The following is a 19,786-nucleotide window of genomic DNA, read 5'->3' on the forward strand; positions in this document are numbered from 1 at the left end:
GTAAAATCGATCACCTCTGTGGTCGCAGTAACCGATACTGGAAACGCCCTGAAAGGGACAGGCTGCGTGATCGTCTCCAGCATGCAGAAATGAGAGAGGCCAAGGAGCAATGGTTCATGGAACAAGGCGCGGCGCGATCCGCGCCTTTTTCTTTGCCCGCGTGGCGGCCCGGCGGCATCCTCGCGCCGTGGACGACTTGTTTGCCAAACCGAAACCCGCGGAGCCGAAGGCGCTTTCGGTCACGCAGTTGCTGCGGCGCATCAAGAACGTCATCGAGGTCCAGGTCGGCGAACTGTGGATCGAAGGCGAGGTTTCCAACCTCAAGAAACAGGCCAGCGGCCACTGGTATTTCTCGCTGAAGGACGAGGGCGCGCAGATCCAGTGCGCGATGTTCGGCGCGCGGAAGCGCCAAGGCCACGACGCACTGGAGGATGGCGCGAAGGTCCGCGTGTTCGCGGAGGCCAGCGTTTACGAGGCACGCGGCCAGCTCCAGATCATCGTCCAGAAGGCGGAGCGCGCCGGACTCGGCGACCTCCAGGCGCGGTTCGAGGCGCTGAAGCGGAAACTCCACGCCGAGGGCCTGTTCGACGCGAACCGCAAGAAGCCGATTCCGAAATTTCCCCGCGTGGTCGGCATCGTCACCTCCGACACCGGCGCGGCAATCCGCGACATTCTCAATATCCTCACGCGCCGCGCGCCGTGGGTCCAGCCGGTGCTGATGCCGGTGCGCGTGCAGGGCAAGGGCGCGGAGTTCGAAATCGCCCGCGCCATCGAGCGTATGGCGAACCCGGAGCGGCATGGCATCCCGCGCTGCGATGTCCTGATCGTCGGCCGCGGCGGCGGTTCCATCGAGGACCTGTGGTGTTTCAATGAGGAGGTGGTCGCCCGCGCCATCGCCGCGTGCTCGATCCCGGTCATTTCCGCGGTCGGCCACGAGATCGATTTCACCATCGCTGATTTCGTGGCGGACCTGCGCGCGCCCACTCCCAGCGCCGCCGCCGAACTGGCGGTGCCGGATGGCGAGGAACTCACCGTCCGCCTCGCCTTGCTCAAACGCCGGATGGGCCGACAGGTCATCGAGAACCTCCAAGCCGCCACCCGCGCGCTGGACGCCCTCAAGCGTGGTCCTCTCCAGCGTGGCGGCGAACGTCTTTTGCGCGAGCCTACCCAGCGGATCGATTCCCTGCGCACCCGGCTCGACCGCGCCGTGGCCGCGACCCTCGATGCGAAAGCGGCTCGTTTGGCCGAAGCCCGCGCCCACCACCGCGCCCACCACCCGGCGAAGGTATTGGAACGCCGGAGTGAGCGGGTGTCACTGCTGGGTAAGCAGCTCCAGCGGTTGGTCAGCGACGCCCTCGAATCCCGTCAGCGCAAGCTCGCCCACGTTGCCGGGCTGCTCCGCACCCTCGGCCCGGATTCGGCGTTCCAGCGCGGATTCACCATCACGCTGGATGCCGAGGGCCGCTTGATCCGCTCGGCCGCGGCATTGTTGCCGGGGGATACGCTCCGGACCCGCTTCGCCGATGGCGAGATCACCAGCGTGGCCGGCGCCACCGCGCTCCCCCCGGCGGCGGACCACCGGGAGGATTGAGATCGGGGGACGGCCGACTCAGTTAAGAGCAACGAGCTTCTGTTGAAGATCTGCCGGAAGTGAGTTGCGGTCCACGATGTTGAGCTTCTTGCCGAAGCCGTTGTCGATGGATGCCATCGGCTTGAGATCCGCATGGACGGTATCCGGCATTTTCCACATGGCACCCGTGGCCGGGTCCACGAACACCATCCCAATGAGGGCGCCACCGCCAAAAAGGAGATTGCCAAAATACCAACCGTTCACATCCGCCGACACTTGAACCGTCTGGGCTGGGCAGCCCTTTTTCGTGAACATCATCGTATAGCGCGCGGACCGGAAAAACCCGTCCGAGGATTTCAATGTCACCGTCGTCGGAGTGTTGGCTTCATGAATAACCGGGCCGTTCTGCTTCTTGATCACCACGTGCGCACCGGAGGGCTCGCTGGTGACCGTCACGGGCCAGTTCGACTTGCTGACGATGCTGGCGCAGCTCGCGAAAAAGAAGCAGGGGAGATAGACAAACAGTTTGGACTTCATGTCGCGCGGACGCTGTTAGGAGAAATCCGCGGCGGTCAAATGGATTCCGATACCGAGTCCGGTGATTCCCTTCACGATTTGTCTCTTGCCAAGACATGCGTCATCTGGACCTTGGTCCCAGGCCTGCCGCGTATTCCGTGATCCTCCGCTTCCTCACCTCCCTGCATGAAACCGGCCGCGCCGAGTTGGCGTTTCCCGGCCGGGTGCCCGTGGAGATGATCCGTCTCGCGGGCAGCGATCCGGAGGAACGGAAGGCGATCCACCGGCTGTTGCACGGTTGGTATGAGGAGGCGGTGCGGGATCTTCCCGGCCCGCCCTTGGCGTATCATGCGGCGGGGGCGGAATGGGGGGCCATCCGCCTGGTGCGGGCGGCATGTTTCCTCGGCTACCGGGATATCGAGGCGGAGGAGATTCCGAAAGGCTTGCCGGGTACGCCGCTGCCGGACGCGGAGCTCCCGGAGGCGCACTTCTCCGCGGATCTCGCGTTGCGTCATTTCGCGGATTTGTTTCGGATGGCCCGGGCGCTGTCCGAGGATGACCCGTTGTTGGCGGCGATGCAGGCGCTGGCGGTGATGGCCCCGCTGGCCGCCGCGGGAGTGCCGGTCACCTTGCCAGAGGATTCCCCGGTGTTCCGCCATGCCGGGCTGTGCCAGTTGCTGGCGGAGCGGGCGTATGGGCGGAAAGACCGCGCGTTGCTCGCCCACCCGCGCATCGCGCCGCTCGTGCGCACGAAACTCGGTGCCTATGTCACGGAGCTCGGCTCCGGATTGCTTTCACCTGTCGTAGTAGAATCATGAATGCGGATGCGATTCCCGATCTGGCCCGGCGTCTCGGGCAGGAAGTGCTCGACCCCCTGAAGCGCGCCTTCGTCGGCAAGGACGAGATCATCGATCTCCTCGGCGTCGCGCTGGCGGCACGGGAGAACCTGTTCCTCTACGGGCCTCCGGGCACGGCGAAGAGCGCGTTGGTCCACTCGCTGGCCTCGCGCCTCCACGGCCACACCTTCGATTACCTGCTGTCCCGTTTCACCGAGCCGAACGAATTGTTCGGGCCCTTCGACATCCGCCGCCTCAAGGAAGGCGATCTGGTGACGAACACCGAGGGCATGCTGCCGGAGGCGGACGTGGTGTTCCTCGATGAGCTGCTCAATGCGAACAGCGCGATCCTCAATAGCCTGCTGATGGCCTTGAACGAACGCGTCTTCCGCCGCGGCCGTGAAACCCGCTCGATCCCCGCTTTGTTCTTCGTCGGCGCGAGCAACCACCTGCCGGAGGACGATGCCCTGCGTGCTTTGTTCGATCGCTTCCTGCTGCGCGTGCGCTGCGGACCGGTGCCGGAGGACCAGCTTGGTCAGGTCTTGGCCGCAGGCTGGGAGCTGGAGCGCGCCGCCGAGGCCGTGGCCAGCGTGACCGCCGGGGAGCTCCGTGATTTCCAGCAGTGGGTCCGCCAGGTCGATCTTTCCGCGGTGCGGGAGCCTTATCTCGATCTGATCAAGAAGCTGCGCCACGCGGGCATGGATGTCTCGGACCGCCGGGCGGTGCGCCTCCAGCGTGTCATCGCCTCCAGCGCGTTGCTCTGCGGTCGATTGGCCGCCCGTGTTTCGGACCTATGGGTGCTGCGTCACATCTGGGATCGGGAGGAGCAGATCGAGGTGGTGGAATCGATCGTGGCCGCCGCGCTGGCCGCTGCGGAAGTGCAGGCCGCCGATCACCCGCAGGCACATGCGCGGCGACCGCCGGATCCGGAGTCGATTGCCCGCGGGCTCGACGAGGTGGAAACCCGTTTGACCGATGGCACCCGCGAGGCTGCCGGCGATGAATTGCGGGTACTGGCCAACCGCATTGAATGGCTCGAAGCGGGCACGGCGAAGGAGTCGCTGGCCCAGCGGGCCGATGCGCTATGGGAAAAGGTCGGACAACCGTGAGCGGCGCCCGCTTCATCGGCCTGATCGCGGCCACTGATCTTCAATCCCTCGCCTCGTGGCGGGCGGTGGGGTGGGACTTGTGCGCCGCGGCAGCGGACCGGTGGTGGCTGCGGGTGCCGCAGGACGACGAAGCGGTGTTCATGAAGCTGCCGCTGGCCGGGCGCTGGCACGAGGACGCCGATGGTTTGATGACCCGGCTGGGCAAGCGAGTGCCGGAACAAACGGCTCCTGCCACCGGGTGGGTGCCGCTGGCCACGCTGCTACCGGTGGGGCCGCCGCGGCGGGGAGCCGTGGCCATGCCGCCGGTGCCGGTGGCGTGGTCCTTGGAGGCGGACGATGCCGATCGACCAGCGGAGGCATTGATGTGCCGCTGGCCGGATTTCATGGCGTGGGCGCTGGCCGCCTTCGCCCCGCGCCTGGAATGCCTGTCGTTCGCGCGCTGCGATGACGACCGCGTGTTCGTCACCGGCCATCCGCTGCCACCGGTGCGCGGGCAGGGATATCATCGGGCGGGGCGCTTGTGGCTTCCTGGCGGCCACCGGTTGCCTTCCCATGTGTGGCCGGAGTTGTTGGAGGAGCGCCTGCGTCTCGGCACCAGCCGGTTTGCACTGCTGCATCCCGATGGCAGCCATGAGGAAATGGCGGAGGAGAATTTCGTGCGCGCCAGCCGTGCGGCGGTGCGCCTGACAGAGGGGGATCCCGTGTCATTCGAGACGCCATGAGCCAACTCGCCACCAATCAGTATGCCAATCCCGCGCCGGACTATTTCTGGTGCTGGAGCGGTGATGGCGCGGCGGCGGAGTGGCGAGGCCGGGGGAAAACCCTCGCGCTGTGGAGCGAACTGCATCCGTTGCTGCACCATCTGGCCGCGAATGGAGGACTGCCGCCGTTGGGCGCGTTGATGTTGTTGATCGCGGCGTGCCGGGACGAATGGCCGGAGCCAGAGCCACAACTACGTGACTGGATCCGGCGGGTGGGAGGAAATGCCAACCCGGCTGGTGAACAGGTGCTCACGGCCTTGGTGGCGGGTTTGATGGCAGTGCGTCGTTTGCCAGCCGATCTCCGCGTTTCACAGCAGGCGAAAGGCCTGTTGGCTGCGCATGTTTTTGAGGATCCGGCATGCCGGATGGATTGGGAGCAAAGCCTGACAGTGATCGGGCAATTGGTTTCCGGACCCCAGGTGTTGGGGCATGAGGAATCCGCGCAGGATGGCCGGAGGCAGTTCCTGCAGGACTCGAAGGCGCTGCTCACCGGTCTGGCAAAGCTGAACAAGGATTCGCTCGAAAGCCTTCTACGCACCGGCCTTGAACAACCCGAATTGTTTCGTCCGCTGCTGGTGGAAGCGGCTCCAGCGCTTCAGGAAAACCGCCCGCTGCTCGATGAACTCGCGGCCGCCGGCGGCGAGGAAGGCTTGGCCGCGGCGGTGGCAAAGCGGGCGATCGCGATGGTGAATTTCCCCGGTCGCTTCGGGATACCGAATGAGCTCCCCGTCGGCGGCATTTCCGACATCACCAACCGCGGCACGGTGGACCGCCTGCTGCCGGGCGAGCTGGCGTGGGATGATCTCGTTCTGGCCGCGCGGCTGGTGCACAACGAGGCTTTGTATTTCCGGCGCGAGGATCCGCCGCAGGACACGCCGCTGCGGCACACGGTGTTGCTCGACCGCGGTCTGCGGCTGTGGGGGCGGCGGCGAGTGCTTTCGCTGGGCGTGGCCCTCGGCCTGGCTCACCACCCGGCGCTGCTCCGTGAGGGCGGCGGGATCGAGGTGTTCGGTACCACGGCCTCGGATGTGGAACCGCTGGATCTCCAATCGAAGGCGGGTGTCGGTCAGGCGCTGCGGGCGCTGGTGCCTTCACCGGGGCCGGAGGCCGCTTTGGGAAAATGGCGCGATTCGGTCGCTGCCGCCACCGGAGCCGAGGATTTGGTGTTCATCACCGCGCGCGAGCACCTCGAAAGCCCCCGCTGCACGGCGATTCTCGGGGAAATCGCCATGCTTTTGGAATCACGGGCCGGGGCTTGCCGGGTGATCGTGATGGATCGCGAGGATGGATTGGAGATCCAATCCTGGTCCAGCGGTGGCAACCGCGTGATGTTCCGCGGCACGCTGGAGGAGCAGCAAATGTGCTCCCTGGAAGTCACCCCACCCGGTCCGGCCAAGCGGGTTTCTTCCCACACGCGGGCATGGCCGAAGCTGCGCCCGCAATCTCCCTTTCTATTCCCCGTATGCCCGCGACCCACCGCGTTTCTCTTCGACCCGATTTCCGGAGGAAGTCTCGGTTTCAGTCGCGACGGGCGGTTGATGCGCTGGCCTCAGGAGAACTGGGGAGCTCACCTCATCGCGGAGGTGCCCGGTGGCAGGAAGCAATGGATCGCCGAGGCGGAAGGACACATCTGGGTCATCACCTCTGCGAAAGTCCCGGGAGGTAAACCACAGGCCTACAAACTCGACGGGAACTATCTGCGAAGGATGAATCACGACGCGCCGAGCCATGCCTTCCCGCAGTTTGCCACGGTGCTGGGGAACGTGGTTTTCTTCTGCTACTCCGATCTCATCGAGGCGATGTCGTTGGAATCCGGTGTGCGGATCGCGGAGCTGCGGGGGACCAACCTGCCAAACAGGCCGCGGCTCGCGTTCAACGATGGGCGCATCGTGGTGCTGGGCTCTGATCACAAGCCGGATTCCGTCATCGAATCCAGGGAAGATCCGTTTATCGAGGGCATGCAGCCTGCACCGATTTCCATTTCGGTCGTGCGCGGTATCCTCAGGTTGAAATGCGAAAAGACGATCCGGACCTTTGACCCGGAGGATTTCAGTTGGAAGGTGGAAACCGGCGTGGCGGCTGGTCCGTTGACCCCTTTCAGGCCGGTGAGCAGCAATCCCGAGGACGGTCTCACCGCTGCCACGCAAACGCTGGTGGCGAGGTATGATCCCCGGGGCATCCTCCGGTTGCAGAAGCCGGGACAGGGGGTCCGGTGGGAGATTATGCTGAACCATGGCAAAACCAGTGTCCTCTACTCGCCACGAGGGCTCTTCAGCTTCGACCCACGGCTCGTGCTGCCCGCCCACGGAACTCCGCCAGCTTCCATCCGGCGGAAGCTCGTTGGATTTTTGAAAGCCATCTCATCCTTCCCTTGAATCCGCCCACTCCTCTCACCCTGGTTCGCTTGCCGGACGCCGATGCGGTCGTTTCGGCGGGATGGCTGGCATCCGCCGATCCAGTGGAATGGCTGCACGAGGTCGCGCATGCCCGCCGCCACGGCTGCGAGCTGGCACTCTATCCGGTGGCGGTCTCGCCCGCGGACCCGCGGGCGGCGGGGGTGTTCCTGCTGCCGCGGAAAGGGAAGGCTTCGTTCCGTACGCGGGTGATGGCCTTGGTGGAATCTCTCCCAGGCGTGCATGTTCCTCGCGACGCCGGATTGTCGGCGGGGCTGTTGCCGAACGAGAGGGCATTCTTCTTCCCCTATCCGCTGCATTTCCATCACCCGTCGCTGGGGCTGGTCGGTTTCGAGGCGAAGGACGAGCTGTCCCCGGCCGCACTGTTGGAGGTGAGGGCGCGGACGAACGGTTCGTGGAACTGGGCGGTGCCCGCTCCCGTGCCGCATCCGTCGTTCGTCGGACTGCGGGTGGAGGTTCCCATGGGCGATCCCGCCGAAATGCTGGCGGAAGGAGCCGGGGACATCGGGGTGGATGCGGGGAAGCGCCTCTCCGGGATGGCCGGGATCGGTGATCGGCTCGCAGGACTCGGAGATGGCGTGCTGAAGGCCTTCGGCTGGATCTTGGAAAAGATTCCCGGAGTCCTCCCTCGCGATGCGACCTCCGGTCCCGTGCTGGGTGGCTTGATAGGCGCGGTGTTCAAGGCCTGCCTGATTCTCCTGATCGTCACGATGGCAATCGGGCTCGTCGCTTGGCTGGTGAGCACCGGTGCCTCGGGCGGCAGCGGCTATTTCCCGTTTGTCCTGGTGGCCATCGTGTTGGCGCGACTTTTGGCCAGATTCGGCCTTCCTCGCGTGAGTGTCCGGGGCAGTGGCCCGCCGTTCAGTCAGCCCGCGCGTGGGAGGGGGACGAAAAGCGCAGCGGGAAACCCGAACCGTTTCCAGCAGTGGGCGCGGCGGAACCTCGATCGCATCCAATCCCGCCGGAACCGCGAGATCGATCGGCTGATGAAACTGATGGAGACAAATCCGGAGGAAGGCCTGCGCTACGCCCTGCCCCTCGCCAGTGAGGCCAGCCGCGGAGTCGCCCCGATCTCCTGGTCGCTCGGCCGGAACGTCCTTAGCTACCAAGCGGGCGGCAGCGGTCCGCGCGATGTCTGGGATGTCGACCCACAGGCCCGGCTCCAGCTCGAGAAGAAATACCGCGAGGCGGCCCAGCGCGAGATCGCCCTCGGCCGCCACGAACGCGCGGCCTACATCCTCGGCAAGCTTCTGGGCGATTGGAATGGTGCGGCGCAGGCGCTCGCCCAAGGCGGTCGGCATCATGATGCCGTCGCGATCTATCTCCAGAAGCTGAACAACAAGCCCGCCGCCGCGAAATGCCTGGAGGAGGGCGGTTTGCTGGCCCAGGCCGCGGACCTGTTCATCGAGCTGGAGTCGTTTGAGAAGGCCGGTGAATTGCACGCCCGGCTCGGGAACGATGCGGAAGCCCGCCGCCTCTGGCTCCTCGCGGTGGAGGCCCAGCCCGATCCTTTCGAAAAGGTGAGGATCCACCAACAGCGGTTGCAGGATCCGGACGCGGCGCTCGGAATTCTCGAGACACTGTGGAAGTCCGGCTCTCATTCAAGCCGTGCGCTCCAGGGGACGTTCGGCCTTTTGTCTGAAACCGGGCGCGATCCTCAGGCACTCGATCTGATCGGCAGGATGTTCCGGGAATCCCCGTCCTCCACCACTCTCGCCGAACTCACGAAAGTCGGCCTGGAGGAGCTGGAGCGGCGCGAACATGATCCGGCGTTCCGCGCGGTGCTGGAGGCGGAGGTTTATCCACGCATGGGCGAGGCGCTGACGATGGGGGCTCCGAACGATTCCGCGCTGCTGGCACTCCTGCCGCGTTTCGAACCCTCCGACCGGTTGCTGGCACGGGACGTGAAGCGCTACACCATTCCCCGCGCCAGGATCGAGTCCCCGGCGCGGAAGCGGGGCACGGGAGGCACCTGGCCCGGACGGGTGCTCCGGATTCCCATGGGCGCGAAGTGGCAATCGCTCGCCGAGCTGCGCGGCGGCGTGTCCATCGCCGGCCACGCCAATGGAATCCTGGCGGTCGCCCAGTTCCGCGATGGCCAGTGCCACACCTCGCCGCTCATGACCCGGGACAAGGTGGCTCCGAACGAAGCCGTGCGGCACCTCGGCATCGTCTCCGCCCGTTCCCATGGGCGGCTGTTCCATCTGCCACGCCAGGGCACTCTCCATTACCGGGCCCTCGACCGCGCCCGGACGCCCGCGGACGACAAGATCGGGGACCTCCGGAACATCCTGGCCGCCGGACCGCACGGCCAGCGGGATGAATACATGCTGCTGGAGCACACCTCCACCGGCTCCCTGTGCGTCCACGTTTATTCCGAGGCAGGGGCCTTGCAGCGGAGCCTGCCGCTCGACTACGCCCCGCCCACGGTCGCGGGGCTGGACTGGCATTGCGCCGGCCGGGACGGCCACTGGTGCTTCACCGCCGAGGGCTTCTGCACCTGGCGGCATCCGAATGGGGAATTCAGCACCTGCCAGATGGACGAGCATCCGCGCGGGCTGATGCTTTCGCCCGTTCATTCTTCGCCGGTCGCGCTGCTGCCTCGGAAGAACCACGTGCTGCTGGTCTTTCCAGGAAAACCCGGCGGGCCGCTCGAAACCGCCTACCTCTCGCCGTGGGAAGATGCGGTCGCTTGCTTCACCCATGACGGCCAGATCGTGGTCGCGAGCGAAGGTGAGGGGATGGTGTTCGCGCGGGACCACTACTCGGACCCCGTGGAGACCCTCAAGCTGCCCACCGACTCCGGGCGCCCGATCGCCGCCTGCCCGTTTGGTCCGGATGGTTTCGTTTTCCTAACGGACACCAGCCATCTGATGGTTTTCTCATGAGGCCGGGGGGCGATGTTCGCCGGTTCCCGTGGCTATGAAAAGGATTCCCGACAAGCGCCCTTTTCCGGGGTCCCTTTTCCTTGACCCGTCGGATGGGTCCCCTAGCGTCGCGCCGATTCCCGAAAGCCATGAACATCCACGAGTACCAGGCGAAAGAACTTTTCGACCGTTTCCAAGTTCCCAGCCCGAAGGGCCGGGTGGCATCCACTCCCGAGGAAGCGGCCGCCGCCGCCCGGGAATTCGCGGGCGCTCAGCTCGTCATCAAGGCCCAGGTCCACGCCGGTGGCCGCGGCAAGGGTCACTTCAAGAACGGCTTCCAGGGTGGCGTCCACCTCATCGAGTCGCCGGAGCAGGCCGCGGAGTTCGCTGGCAAGATGCTCAATGAAACGCTCGTCACCGTGCAGACCGGCGAGGCCGGCCGCCTGGTGCGGAAGGTGATGGTGGCCGAGGCCGTCGACATCACCCATGAATACTACCTCGCGATCCTGATGGACCGCGCCACCTCCCGCCCGGTGATCGTGGTGTCCACCGAAGGTGGCATGAGCATCGAGGATGTGGCCCACAACACCCCGGAAAAGATCGTCCGCCAGTTCGTCCACCCGGTGCTCGGCCTCCAGGCCTACGAGGTCCGCAAGCTCTCCGCCGCGCTCGGCCTTTCCGGCGACATCGCGAAGCAGTTCGCCAAGCTCCTCTCCAGCCTCTACAAGCTCTTCATCTCCTGTGACTGCGCGATGGTGGAGATCAACCCGCTGGTCACCACCCCGGACGGCCGCGTGCTGGCCCTCGACGCCAAGTTCGGCTTCGATGACAACGCCCTCTACCGCCACCCGGACATCGTCGCCATGCGCGACAAGGAAGAGGAAGACCCGCGCGAGGTCGCTGCTTCCGAGTATGACCTCAACTACATCGGCCTGGACGGCAACATCGCCTGCCTCGTGAACGGCGCGGGCCTCGCGATGGCCACCATGGACATCATCAAGCACTACGGCGGCGAGCCGGCCAACTTCCTCGACGTGGGCGGTGGCGCTTCCAAGGAACAGGTCACCGCGGCCTTCAAGATCATCCTGGCCGACCCGAACGTGAAGGGCATCCTGATCAACATCTTCGGCGGCATCATGGACTGCAACGTCATCGCCGAGGGCGTGATCGCCGCGGCCAAGGAAACCGGCCTGCCGATCCCGCTCGTGGTCCGTCTCGAAGGCAACAACGTCGAGAAGGGCAAGGAAACCCTCGCCGCCAGCGGCCTGAACATCGTCTCCGCGGACACCATGGCGGACGGCGCCCAGAAGATCGTCGCGGCAGTGGGCTGAAGCTCTTGCTGAAAACTGAAAACCAGCACCTAGCCAACTTTTCTTATGTCCATTCTCGTTGACGAAAACACCAAGCTCCTTGTCCAGGGGATCACCGGCAGCTTCGGCGCGCGCCACGCGTCGCTCTCGCTCGCCTACGGCACCAAGCTCGTGGCCGGCGTGACGCCGGGCAAGGGCGGCCAGAAGTTCGAGGACACCGTGCCGATCTTCGACACCGTCTCCCAGGCCGTGAATGAAACCGGCGCCACCGCGTCCGCCATCTTCGTGCCGCCGCCATTCGCCGCCGACGCCATCCTCGAAGCCGCCGACGCCGGCGTGGAGCTCATCGTCGCCATCACCGAGGGTATCCCGGTGATGGACATGATGCGCGTGAAGGACGCCCTCCGCGGCTCGAAGTCCCGCCTCATCGGCCCGAACTGCCCCGGACTCGTGACTCCCGGCCGCGGCGAGAAGTCCCACGGCGGCTGCCGCATCGGCATCGCTCCGGGCTATATCCACAAGCGCGGCAACGTCGGCGTGGTCTCCCGCTCCGGCACCCTCACCTATGAAGCCGTGTGGCAGCTCACCCAGCTCGGCTACGGCCAGAGCACCTGCGTCGGCATCGGTGGCGACCCGATCAACGGCACCAACCACCTCGACGTGCTCGAGATGTTCAACAACGACCCGGAAACCGAAGCCATCATCATGATCGGCGAAATCGGTGGCTCGGCCGAAGTGGACGCCGCCCGCTGGGCCAAGGAGAATTGCAAGAAGCCGATCGCCGGCTTCATCGCCGGTGCCACCGCACCTCCAGGACGCCGCATGGGCCACGCCGGTGCGATCGTCGGCGGTGAGGAAGACACCGCCCAGGCCAAGAAGCGCATCCTCGCCGAGTGCGGCATCGCCGTCGCCGAAACCCCGAGCGACATGGCGAAGACCCTGCTCGAGCGCTGGGGCAAGTAAGCTGACCTTTCCCGAAACGGGCGCGGCCGCGAGGTCGCGCCCGTTTTGTTTTGGGTTGTAGCGCAAGTTTCCAACTTGCGGATGGGTGCAGCCGCCAAGGCGGGGAGTGCTCCTTTCGCTTGTCGGGCGAATCCGCTCCTGCATGTTGGTTTCATGAAAGCCGCTTGGGTTGCCGTCGGTCTGCTGCTTCCGGGGATCCTGTCTGCCGCTGAAACACCCGAGGCCGTCGCGATACCGAAGGCGCTGCAACCGCCCGGCACCCCGGAGATCCCCGACGAACGCAACGCGGTGCTGCTTTTGCTGAAAGCTGTATCCTCCGTGAATCTGGGGGAGTTCGGGGATTGGTCGAAGGCTGTGGGGCAAATGCGGGTGGGCCGGATGCCGGAGGAGCCCGGCATGCTCGAAAAGGCCTCGGCCATTCATCAGGCCACACGCGGGCTGGCGGGTTCGGAGGGCCTGTTTCCCTTGGATGACCCCGCGGGCGGCAAGGGCCTGTTGGTGGTTCTCCGACTGGTGCAGTCCGAGGAGATGCTCGCCCGGGCAGCCCTGGTGAACGGCCGGAAGGACGAGTTTGAGCAACACTTGGCCACCTTGTTCGCCTGGGACAAGACGTTCCGGGGGGCTTCTCCGAAGTTGAGCAACCTGGCCCTCTGTGGGCTGACCGCTGCCACCTGCTTCGACCTCATGCTGGCCGATTGGGCGACGTGCAGTGAGCCGGATCGGAAGCTCGATGAGATCGAGGCCCGCTTGCGTGAACGGACATTCACCCGCGAGGCGCAGGTCGCGGTTCTCGGGAGGGAACACGAATGGGAGCGGACCTACGGGGCTCCGCCGAAGTTTCTGACATTATTTCCCCCATCGACTCCGGCGACTTTCTTGAAACCGCCTTTCGACGAGGTCGAGGTGAAGGAACTGCTGAAGCTCCCTTATGACGAGCAGGCATGGGTGGCCTCGAGCACGGAGGAGTTTTCCCGGATGGTCGCCGATCTTCGGTCGGGGAAACCCGCCAGGGAGTGGTGGCTGGTCACCCGGCGGATTCCGGCGCGGACCTTGGACGATTACCGGAAGATGCCGAATGGACTCACGCTGCTGCTTTCCGAGCAGATGGAGTCCGGATCCATCCTCCGGGTCCTGAACTCGATCTCGTTGATGCAGGCCCAGTTGGAAACCGCCATCCACTGGCTACGCGCCGAACGGGCCGGAAAGGAGTTCGCGGCGGGTGATCCCGGGATCGCGATCGACCCGATGAATGGCAAACCCTTGCAGGTGGATGTGGCCGCCCGGTTCATTCGTTCGACGGGAGTAAAGGGCAAGGTGGAGGGTTCCGAGGAGGTCCCGGGCTTCGTTGGGTTTCATCGGACCTTGGAGTGCCCGGCGCTCCGGCTGCCGACGCGGAGGTAAGGGTATTTTGCCGAAACGTCCGGGCGGTGGAGTTGGTTCGCGAGTGGGGCCCTCCCAACAGGCAGGTGCTGGGACATGCGGAAGGTCGCGCCCGTTTTGTTTGCCCGGTTGGAGCGTTCCGGAGGTAGGGTCGCACCGCCGGGGCGACCGGGTCTAACGGTTACGTCCGCTGCCACGAGCGGGTTCGATCCCTTTGTCCAATGGGACGGCGCGATTTCTGCGAACGACGTTCACCGCCCGGTCATCTCGGCGAGATGACCCTACCTCCGGAGGCGCGCCGCGAATGCAGCGGCACCCTACTACGCCACCTCACTCCAACGTCAGCTTCTGCCCGTCCTGCAGCAGCTTTTCCTTTAGCTTCGCATACGGCACCTCCTGCACGCCGGTTTTGCCATCGATCGCCAATGACGCCGCGGTGGCCGCGCTTTGCGAGAGCGCCATGAACACCGGTTCCATGCGGATCGAGCCGAAGGCAATGTGGGAGGCAGACATGCAGAAGGTCACCAGCAGGTTCGTGCATTCGCCCGGCTTCGGCACGATCGCGCCGTAGTCGATGCGGTAGGGCCGCGGCACCTTCACCTGCACGTCGCCCTCGTTTCGCACGAAGCCGTCGGTGCCCACATGCCGCTGCACGTTGTGGGAATCCATGCCGTAGGCCCCCATCGCCACGGAGCGCTCAAGGCCCTCTGACTTCGTCACCAGCGCCTGGGTCATCACGAAGTCGCTGGTCATGCGCCGCGCCTCGCGGACGTAGAGAGCGTGCGGCCAGTGGCCGGTGTCGGGGAACTCGTCCTTCGGCAGGCCCCAGGCGGAATACGCCTTCCGGATTGCCTCGGGGACCCGCGGGTGGTTCTGCAGCGTCCACACCAGCCCGCGCTGCCATTGCTCGTGGGCCTTTGCGATCCGTTCACGGGTGGCGTAGTCACCGTCCGGATAGGCATCGTCGAGAGTGGTGAGCAGGTCGGTCGAGATCCCGCCGGAGTTGTTGGAGTCGGTCTTGTGGTTGGGCAGGGGATCGAGCTTGAAGAAACCCTTGGTTTGCCCCGCTTCGATCGCGCGAAAGACCAGCTCGTAGTCCGCTTCGCGGTAGCCTGCCGGTTTTTCCACCGGCAGGCGGTTCGGCTCGTGGTTGGTGAGGCACATCCGGTAGCAGTAGGCCTGCACCCGCTTGTCGCCGCTGCCTTCCGCGCCGCCCGCTTCCGCGTTCACGCCGGGGAGCAGGCCGCTGGCGGGATCGCCGGGTTTCACGTGGGGATCGATGCTCTTGGGCAATTGGTTGCCGGTGGCGCGGGCGGTCTGGATGCCATTGAGCGTTTCCTGGTAGCGGCTGTTGGGCTCCCGGCCCACGGTGTAGGAAACCCCGGCCAGCGCCATCAGGTCGCCCTCATAGGTGGCGTCGATGAACACCTGCGCGCGGATCGTCTGGCCATCCTCGGTGCGGATCGAGGTGATGCGGCTGCCGTCCTTGGTCAGACCGGTGGCCGAGCGGTCGAGGCGACCGTGGATCACCGGGATCTGGTGCTCCTGGATCCAGCCGTCGAAAATCGCTTCCGCCACCTTCGGTTCGAATACGGACATCGTCCGGTTCACCTCGTTGATGGCCTTCGCGCCCTGACCCGCATTGCCATAGCGGGCACGTGGCTGGAGGTCCCATGCCTCGTCTTTCGAGTAGTGGTCGTGGACCTTCTGGTAGAAGGAGAGGCTCAGCCCGCCAAGGATACGCGCGTCGCCGAGGTCCGTCCACCCGAGTCCACCGCTGGTCAGACCGCCGAGGTGCTGGTCCGGAGACACGAGGATCACCTCCTTGCCGGACTTTTTCGCCTGGACCGCCGCCACCACCGCGCCGGAGGTGCCGCCGTAGACGCAGATCGCCGTCTCGCGAGGGGCCGGGGCCGCGGTCGCGAAACCGCTGAAAAGGAAAGGAAGCAGGAAGCGGGCGGGTTTCATCAGCCCTCCCATACGCCGGGAAGTAGCGCAAGTTTCCAACTTGCGGGTGGGACGAGCTGCGAAGTCCCATGCGTATGTGGGATTCCTAGGAGCGGCTCCCACGGGTGAACCGAGCCTGCGCGGAACTTCGTGAATCGTCCGGCTCGCAAGTTGGAAACTTGCGCTACATCACCTTCCGATAAACTTGAATCACCTTGTCGGTCATCGCCTCCAGCGTCACCTCGCTGGCCACCAGGTCGAACGACGGCTGGAGCCGGGTCTTGAGGCCAGGCAGGTCGGCGAGAGCGTGTTTCAGTCCGCGTTCCAGTTCATCCACCGAATACGGCTGCATCAGCGCCTCGTCCGGCAGGAACTCGGCGGCGAAGCCGACCCGCGTGGAAATGCACGGCACCTTCATGTGCAGCGCCTCGGCCAGCGTGTAGGGGCCGCCTTCGTTCCGGGAGGCCACCACGAACAGGTCCGCGCAGCCCATCAGGCCCACCGCGTCATCGCGGTGCCCGGCCATCCACACCCGGTCGTGGAGCGAGTGTTTCTCCAGCAGAGCGTCCAGCTCGGGGCGCTGCAGGCCATCGCCCACCATCCACAGGTAGAACCCCGGCACGCGGGCCATGGCCTCCAGCAGGAGGTCCATGCCCTTGGCGGGGACGAGCCGGCCCACGGTGCAGAAAACCGGCTGGCCATTGGGCGGGAAAGGGGGATTCGTCGCCATCGCCGCCTCGCGGGTGCCGACGGGCGGCGGGGCGATCGAGTTCCAGATCACCGTGGCGGGCAGGCCTTTCAGCGAATCCCGGACCTGGCCGCTGGCGGTGATGATCGCGTCATAGCCGCGGAACGGGCGGTTGGTGGACTTCGTGTTCTGGACGGTGGCCACCCGCTTGATGCCGGGCAGGAACCGGGCGATCGCCTTCACCAGTGCCCCGGCCTTGTTGGCGTGGGCGTGGACGACCTGCGGCTTTCGCGACACGATCTTGGCGCGCAGCTCCATCAGGTTGAACGGGTTGATCCGGCCGCGCCCCATCGCGTGGGGCACGAAGGCCACCTGCGGCGAGAAATGCGGGCGCATCGTCTCGTCCGCCACCACGGAAACCTCGTGGCCGATCGCGGCCTGGCGGTTGGCCAGTTCGATGACGTTTTTCTCAAGACCTCCTTTTTCGCCGACGCTGGCGAGCACATGGCAGACGCGGATCACGGGGAAAGGCTAGGGAACCCATCCGGCTTGCCAAGTTCCAACGCCACCCCGGAAATTCGCCGCCCGTTGGCACTTGATCCCCGCGCCGCCCCCGCCCACGCTGGTCGCCATGAGTCTGCTCCGCCGCTTCAAGGACTGGAACGAAATCCGCCGCTGGGAAAGCAAAGGCCGGCCTTCGCCGCCGCCGCACGCCATCAAGCAGCGGGTCCTCCGCGAGTTCAAGGAGCGCCACGGCCTGGAAGTCCTGGTCGAGACCGGCACCTTCAAAGGAGACATGATGGAGGCCATGAAGAAAGACTTCCGTCAGCTCTACTCGATCGAGCTCGCCCCGCATTTCCACGAGCGCGCCGTACAGCGCTTCGTCAGCGACCCGAACATCACCATTCTCAAGGGCGACAGCGGCAAGGTGCTGGAAACCTTGGTCCCGAAGCTCGATGGACCCACCCTTTTCTGGCTGGATGGCCACTACTCGAAGGGCGACACCGCTCGCGGCGACGAGGACACTCCGATCATGCAGGAGCTGGCGCACATTTTCGCCCGCCCGGAGCTGAAGGCGGTGATCCTGATCGACGACGCCCGCTGTTTCATGGGCCAGACCGAGCAGGTCTACCCGGCGCTGGAAAGCGTGCGCGAGTTCGTGGCGAAGCACCGCCCGGATTTCACCTTCGACATCGACACCGATTGCATCCGCATCGCTCCGAAGTCCTGAGCCGATGAGCGAAAACGTCCGCGCGGACAAGTGGCTGTGGGCGACGCGTTTCTTCAAGACGCGCTCCGCCGCGGCCAAGGCCTGTGAAGGCGGCAAGATCAAGCGCGCCGGCCATCCCGTGAAACCCGCCACGCCCCTGCATCCCGGGGACGTGCTGGAGGTGCCGTTTTTTGATGGCCCGGGCACCCGCACCATCACCGTGGGCGGCTTGATCGCCCAGCGTGTTGGCGCGCCCCAGGCCCAGGCCTGCTACACCGAGAGCACGCCGCCGGAGGTGATCGCCGCGAACAAGGAGTTCCTGAAGGAGAAGCACGAGCGCCGTCTGGAAGGCGGGATGCTCGGCCGCCCGACCAAGAAGGACCGCCGGGACATCCAGAAGTTCCGTGGTTTCTTCGAGTGAGGCGGGGATCTGCGTAGCCGCGCTCGGGAGAGCGTGGGCTGGGTGGATTTTCCCGATCCCATCCAGTGTCAGTCTCTGATTCCCGACCGACCTCTCTGAGCCCGGAGGGCGACGTATCCTAGCCGGTGGCGCGAGCCACCGGTATCAGACGGCCAAGAATTTTCAGCCCCGGGTAGGGGCGGCGCAAACGAAGTCCGGACGATATTCCAGATGGAGGATTGGGCCTGCGGGGGTGAGGGGGAATTCACCCCACCCACGCTCTCCCGAGCGCGGCTACACAGAGTCCGGTGAAAGCCCTGCGAAAAATTCCGGTTGCCATTATACCTATAGGGGGTATGGGTAATTGCGATGAAGCGTGACGAGACATCCCGCAAGCCCTTGCTGACCCGGGTGAACCGCATTGCGGGCCAGGTCCAGGGCGTGGCCCGTATGCTGGAGGAGGACCGCGATTGTTCCGAGGTCCTCAATACCATTTCCGCCATCCACTCCGCCCTCCGTGGACTGGAATCCACGCTGCTGGAGGATCACGTCCGCCATTGCGTGTGCGATGCTGCCAAGGACCCGAAGCGCCTGGAACAGCGCCTCGATGAAATCGTCACCCTCTACAAGCGCCGCCTCGCCTGACCGTTATGAAACCTACCTGCTGCAATCCCGAACCGGTGCCTTCCTGCTGCGGGGGCAAGCCCGCTGAAACCCAGGCACCCGCCTGCTGCGGCGGGGGCGGTGGCCATGAGCACGGGGACACACCGTCGTGCTGCGGCCCTGCGGAAAAGAAGCGCGTCGATTGGCTCTTGTGGGCGTCCCTGATCCTCGTCGCCATCGGTATGGCCGGTCACCTGTGGTTCCCCGCCGGGCCAAAGTGGTGGCACGAGTTCTCCCATGGCACCTACGACATGATGCTGAAGGCCTGGTGGGGCATCCTCGCCGGGATCATCGCCGTGGGCGTGATCGGTCGCCTGCCGCGGGAACTGGTGCTGGGCTTGCTCGGAAAGGGCGGCTGCTTCACTGGCATCCTGCGCGCCACCTTCGCGGGCACCCTGCTGGACCTCTGCAACCACGGCATCCTGCTGGTGGCCATGCAGCTCTACCGGAAGGGCGCGTCGCTGGGGCAGACCCTGGCGTTCCTGATCGCCAGCCCGTGGAACTCGCTGTCGGTGACGCTGTTGCTCGCTGCGATGATCGGCTGGAAGTGGACGGTGGCCTTCCTGTTGCTCTCAATGGTGATCGGCATCGTCACCGGCTGGATCGTCGACAAGCTGGTGAAAGCCGGACGTTTGCCCGCGAATCCGAATGCACACGAACTGCCGGCGGACTTCCGCTTCGGGCCCGCGTTCCGCACCGCGCTGCGCGATCTGAAGCCGACGCCGTCGAATCTCGGGCACATGCTCAAGGACGGTCTTGCGGAGTCGAAGATGATCCTGCGCTGGATCCTGTTCGGGATCACCCTCGCGGCGCTGATCCAGGCCTTCGTGCCGGATGAGAAGTTCGCGCAGTTCTTCGGCCCCAGCCTGGCGGGCTTGTTGCTGACCCTGCTCGCCGCCACCGTGATCGAAGTGTGTTCGGAGGGTTCCAGCCCGATTGCCGCGCAGTTGATCCTCCGGAGCTCCGCGCCGGGCAATGCCTTCACCTTCCTGATGGCCGGGGCTGCCACCGACTACACGGAGATCGTGGTGCTGCGCCAGACCACGGGCTCCTGGAAGGCCGCGCTGATCCTGCCGCTGCTGACCACTCCCCAGGTGCTCGTCATCGGCTGGCTGCTCAACCAAGGATGGTGACTATCAACTTGCGGCGGCA

The 19,786-nt window shown here is 65.5% G+C and carries 16 protein-coding genes; 13 read left to right on the plus strand and 3 right to left on the minus strand.

Features of this window, described 5'->3' with window-relative positions:
- The first annotated feature begins 187 nt into the window (after positions 1-187).
- Entirely contained in the window at positions 188-1,591 is a 1,404-nt protein-coding gene (xseA, locus tag llg_RS09140; RefSeq protein ID WP_338289543.1) for an exodeoxyribonuclease VII large subunit, read from the plus strand.
- A gap of 18 nt (positions 1,592-1,609) precedes the next feature.
- Here the strand turns inward: xseA and llg_RS09145 are convergent, their stop codons facing one another.
- A complete protein-coding gene (locus llg_RS09145) occupies positions 1,610-2,107 on the minus strand; it encodes a hypothetical protein (RefSeq protein WP_338289545.1) in 498 nt (165 codons plus the stop codon).
- Positions 2,108-2,244: 137 nt separating this feature from the next.
- On the opposite strand from llg_RS09145, the gene llg_RS09150 reads away from it, so the two are divergent.
- From llg_RS09150 to llg_RS09185, 8 genes are all read left to right on the plus strand, one after another.
- Positions 2,245-2,904, plus strand: a complete 660-nt coding sequence (locus llg_RS09150) for a hypothetical protein (protein WP_338289546.1) — start codon at positions 2,245-2,247, stop codon at positions 2,902-2,904.
- A complete protein-coding gene (locus llg_RS09155) occupies positions 2,901-4,031 on the plus strand; it encodes an AAA family ATPase (protein ID WP_338289547.1) in 1,131 nt (376 codons plus the stop codon). The genes llg_RS09150 and llg_RS09155 overlap by 4 nt, the downstream gene beginning before the upstream one ends.
- Complete coding sequence (locus llg_RS09160; protein ID WP_338289550.1) at positions 4,028-4,753, plus strand: hypothetical protein; 726 nt, start codon at positions 4,028-4,030, stop codon at positions 4,751-4,753. Before llg_RS09155 ends, llg_RS09160 begins: the two co-directional genes overlap by 4 nt.
- On the plus strand, positions 4,750-7,167 hold the full coding sequence (locus tag llg_RS09165; RefSeq protein ID WP_338289552.1) for a hypothetical protein: 2,418 nt from the start codon (positions 4,750-4,752) through the stop codon (positions 7,165-7,167). The genes llg_RS09160 and llg_RS09165 overlap by 4 nt, the downstream gene beginning before the upstream one ends.
- Positions 7,164-10,094 (plus strand): hypothetical protein, encoded by a 2,931-nt coding sequence (locus llg_RS09170; RefSeq protein WP_338289553.1) that lies wholly within the window; start codon positions 7,164-7,166, stop codon positions 10,092-10,094. Before llg_RS09165 ends, llg_RS09170 begins: the two co-directional genes overlap by 4 nt.
- A gap of 128 nt (positions 10,095-10,222) precedes the next feature.
- Positions 10,223-11,404, plus strand: coding sequence for an ADP-forming succinate--CoA ligase subunit beta (gene sucC / locus llg_RS09175; protein WP_338289555.1), 1,182 nt, complete (start codon positions 10,223-10,225; stop codon positions 11,402-11,404).
- A 45-nt stretch (positions 11,405-11,449) separates the two neighbouring features.
- Positions 11,450-12,346, plus strand: a complete 897-nt coding sequence (sucD, locus tag llg_RS09180; protein WP_338289556.1) for a succinate--CoA ligase subunit alpha — start codon at positions 11,450-11,452, stop codon at positions 12,344-12,346.
- Positions 12,347-12,499: 153 nt separating this feature from the next.
- The gene (locus tag llg_RS09185) at positions 12,500-13,747 is read left to right on the plus strand and encodes a hypothetical protein (RefSeq protein ID WP_338289557.1); all 1,248 of its coding nucleotides are present in this window, start codon (positions 12,500-12,502) and stop codon (positions 13,745-13,747) included.
- A 309-nt stretch (positions 13,748-14,056) separates the two neighbouring features.
- Here the strand turns inward: llg_RS09185 and llg_RS09190 are convergent, their stop codons facing one another.
- Positions 14,057-15,694: an FAD-dependent oxidoreductase gene (locus tag llg_RS09190; RefSeq protein WP_338289558.1), complete on the minus strand. Its 1,638-nt coding sequence runs from the start codon at positions 15,692-15,694 to the stop codon at positions 14,057-14,059.
- A gap of 163 nt (positions 15,695-15,857) precedes the next feature.
- Positions 15,858-16,883, minus strand: coding sequence for a glycosyltransferase (locus llg_RS09195; RefSeq protein WP_338289559.1), 1,026 nt, complete (start codon positions 16,881-16,883; stop codon positions 15,858-15,860).
- A gap of 109 nt (positions 16,884-16,992) precedes the next feature.
- Between llg_RS09195 and llg_RS09200 the strand changes: the two genes are divergently transcribed.
- The 4 genes from llg_RS09200 (at position 16,993) to llg_RS09215 (ending at position 19,767) form a co-directional block, all read left to right on the plus strand.
- The gene (locus llg_RS09200) at positions 16,993-17,592 is read left to right on the plus strand and encodes a hypothetical protein (protein ID WP_338289560.1); all 600 of its coding nucleotides are present in this window, start codon (positions 16,993-16,995) and stop codon (positions 17,590-17,592) included.
- A 4-nt stretch (positions 17,593-17,596) separates the two neighbouring features.
- Positions 17,597-17,992, plus strand: coding sequence for an RNA-binding S4 domain-containing protein (locus tag llg_RS09205; protein WP_338289561.1), 396 nt, complete (start codon positions 17,597-17,599; stop codon positions 17,990-17,992).
- Between the two features lie 348 nt (positions 17,993-18,340).
- Entirely contained in the window at positions 18,341-18,616 is a 276-nt protein-coding gene (locus tag llg_RS09210) for a metal-sensitive transcriptional regulator (protein ID WP_338289562.1), read from the plus strand.
- 5 nt (positions 18,617-18,621) lie between these two features.
- Positions 18,622-19,767, plus strand: coding sequence for a permease (locus llg_RS09215; RefSeq protein ID WP_338289563.1), 1,146 nt, complete (start codon positions 18,622-18,624; stop codon positions 19,765-19,767).
- The last annotated feature ends 19 nt before the right edge of the window (positions 19,768-19,786 follow it).

The sequence above is a fragment of the Luteolibacter sp. LG18 genome (assembly GCF_036322585.1).
Taxonomy (GTDB): Bacteria; Verrucomicrobiota; Verrucomicrobiia; order Verrucomicrobiales; family Akkermansiaceae; genus Luteolibacter.

Bases quoted from the DNA above. Each gene is read 5' to 3' on its own strand.
- llg_RS09145 (WP_338289545.1), bottom strand. From the start codon at position 2,107: ATGAAGTCCAAACTGTTTGTCTATCTCCCCTGCTTCTTTTTCGCGAGC.
- llg_RS09155 (WP_338289547.1), top strand. From the start codon at position 2,901: ATGAATGCGGATGCGATTCCCGATCTGGCCCGGCGTCTCGGGCAGGAA.
- llg_RS09165 (WP_338289552.1), top strand. From the start codon at position 4,750: ATGAGCCAACTCGCCACCAATCAGTATGCCAATCCCGCGCCGGACTAT.
- sucC (WP_338289555.1), top strand. From the start codon at position 10,223: ATGAACATCCACGAGTACCAGGCGAAAGAACTTTTCGACCGTTTCCAA.
- sucD (WP_338289556.1), top strand. From the start codon at position 11,450: ATGTCCATTCTCGTTGACGAAAACACCAAGCTCCTTGTCCAGGGGATC.
- llg_RS09185 (WP_338289557.1), top strand. From the start codon at position 12,500: ATGAAAGCCGCTTGGGTTGCCGTCGGTCTGCTGCTTCCGGGGATCCTG.
- llg_RS09190 (WP_338289558.1), bottom strand. From the start codon at position 15,694: ATGAAACCCGCCCGCTTCCTGCTTCCTTTCCTTTTCAGCGGTTTCGCG.
- llg_RS09200 (WP_338289560.1), top strand. From the start codon at position 16,993: ATGAGTCTGCTCCGCCGCTTCAAGGACTGGAACGAAATCCGCCGCTGG.
- llg_RS09205 (WP_338289561.1), top strand. From the start codon at position 17,597: ATGAGCGAAAACGTCCGCGCGGACAAGTGGCTGTGGGCGACGCGTTTC.
- llg_RS09210 (WP_338289562.1), top strand. From the start codon at position 18,341: ATGAAGCGTGACGAGACATCCCGCAAGCCCTTGCTGACCCGGGTGAAC.
- llg_RS09215 (WP_338289563.1), top strand. From the start codon at position 18,622: ATGAAACCTACCTGCTGCAATCCCGAACCGGTGCCTTCCTGCTGCGGG.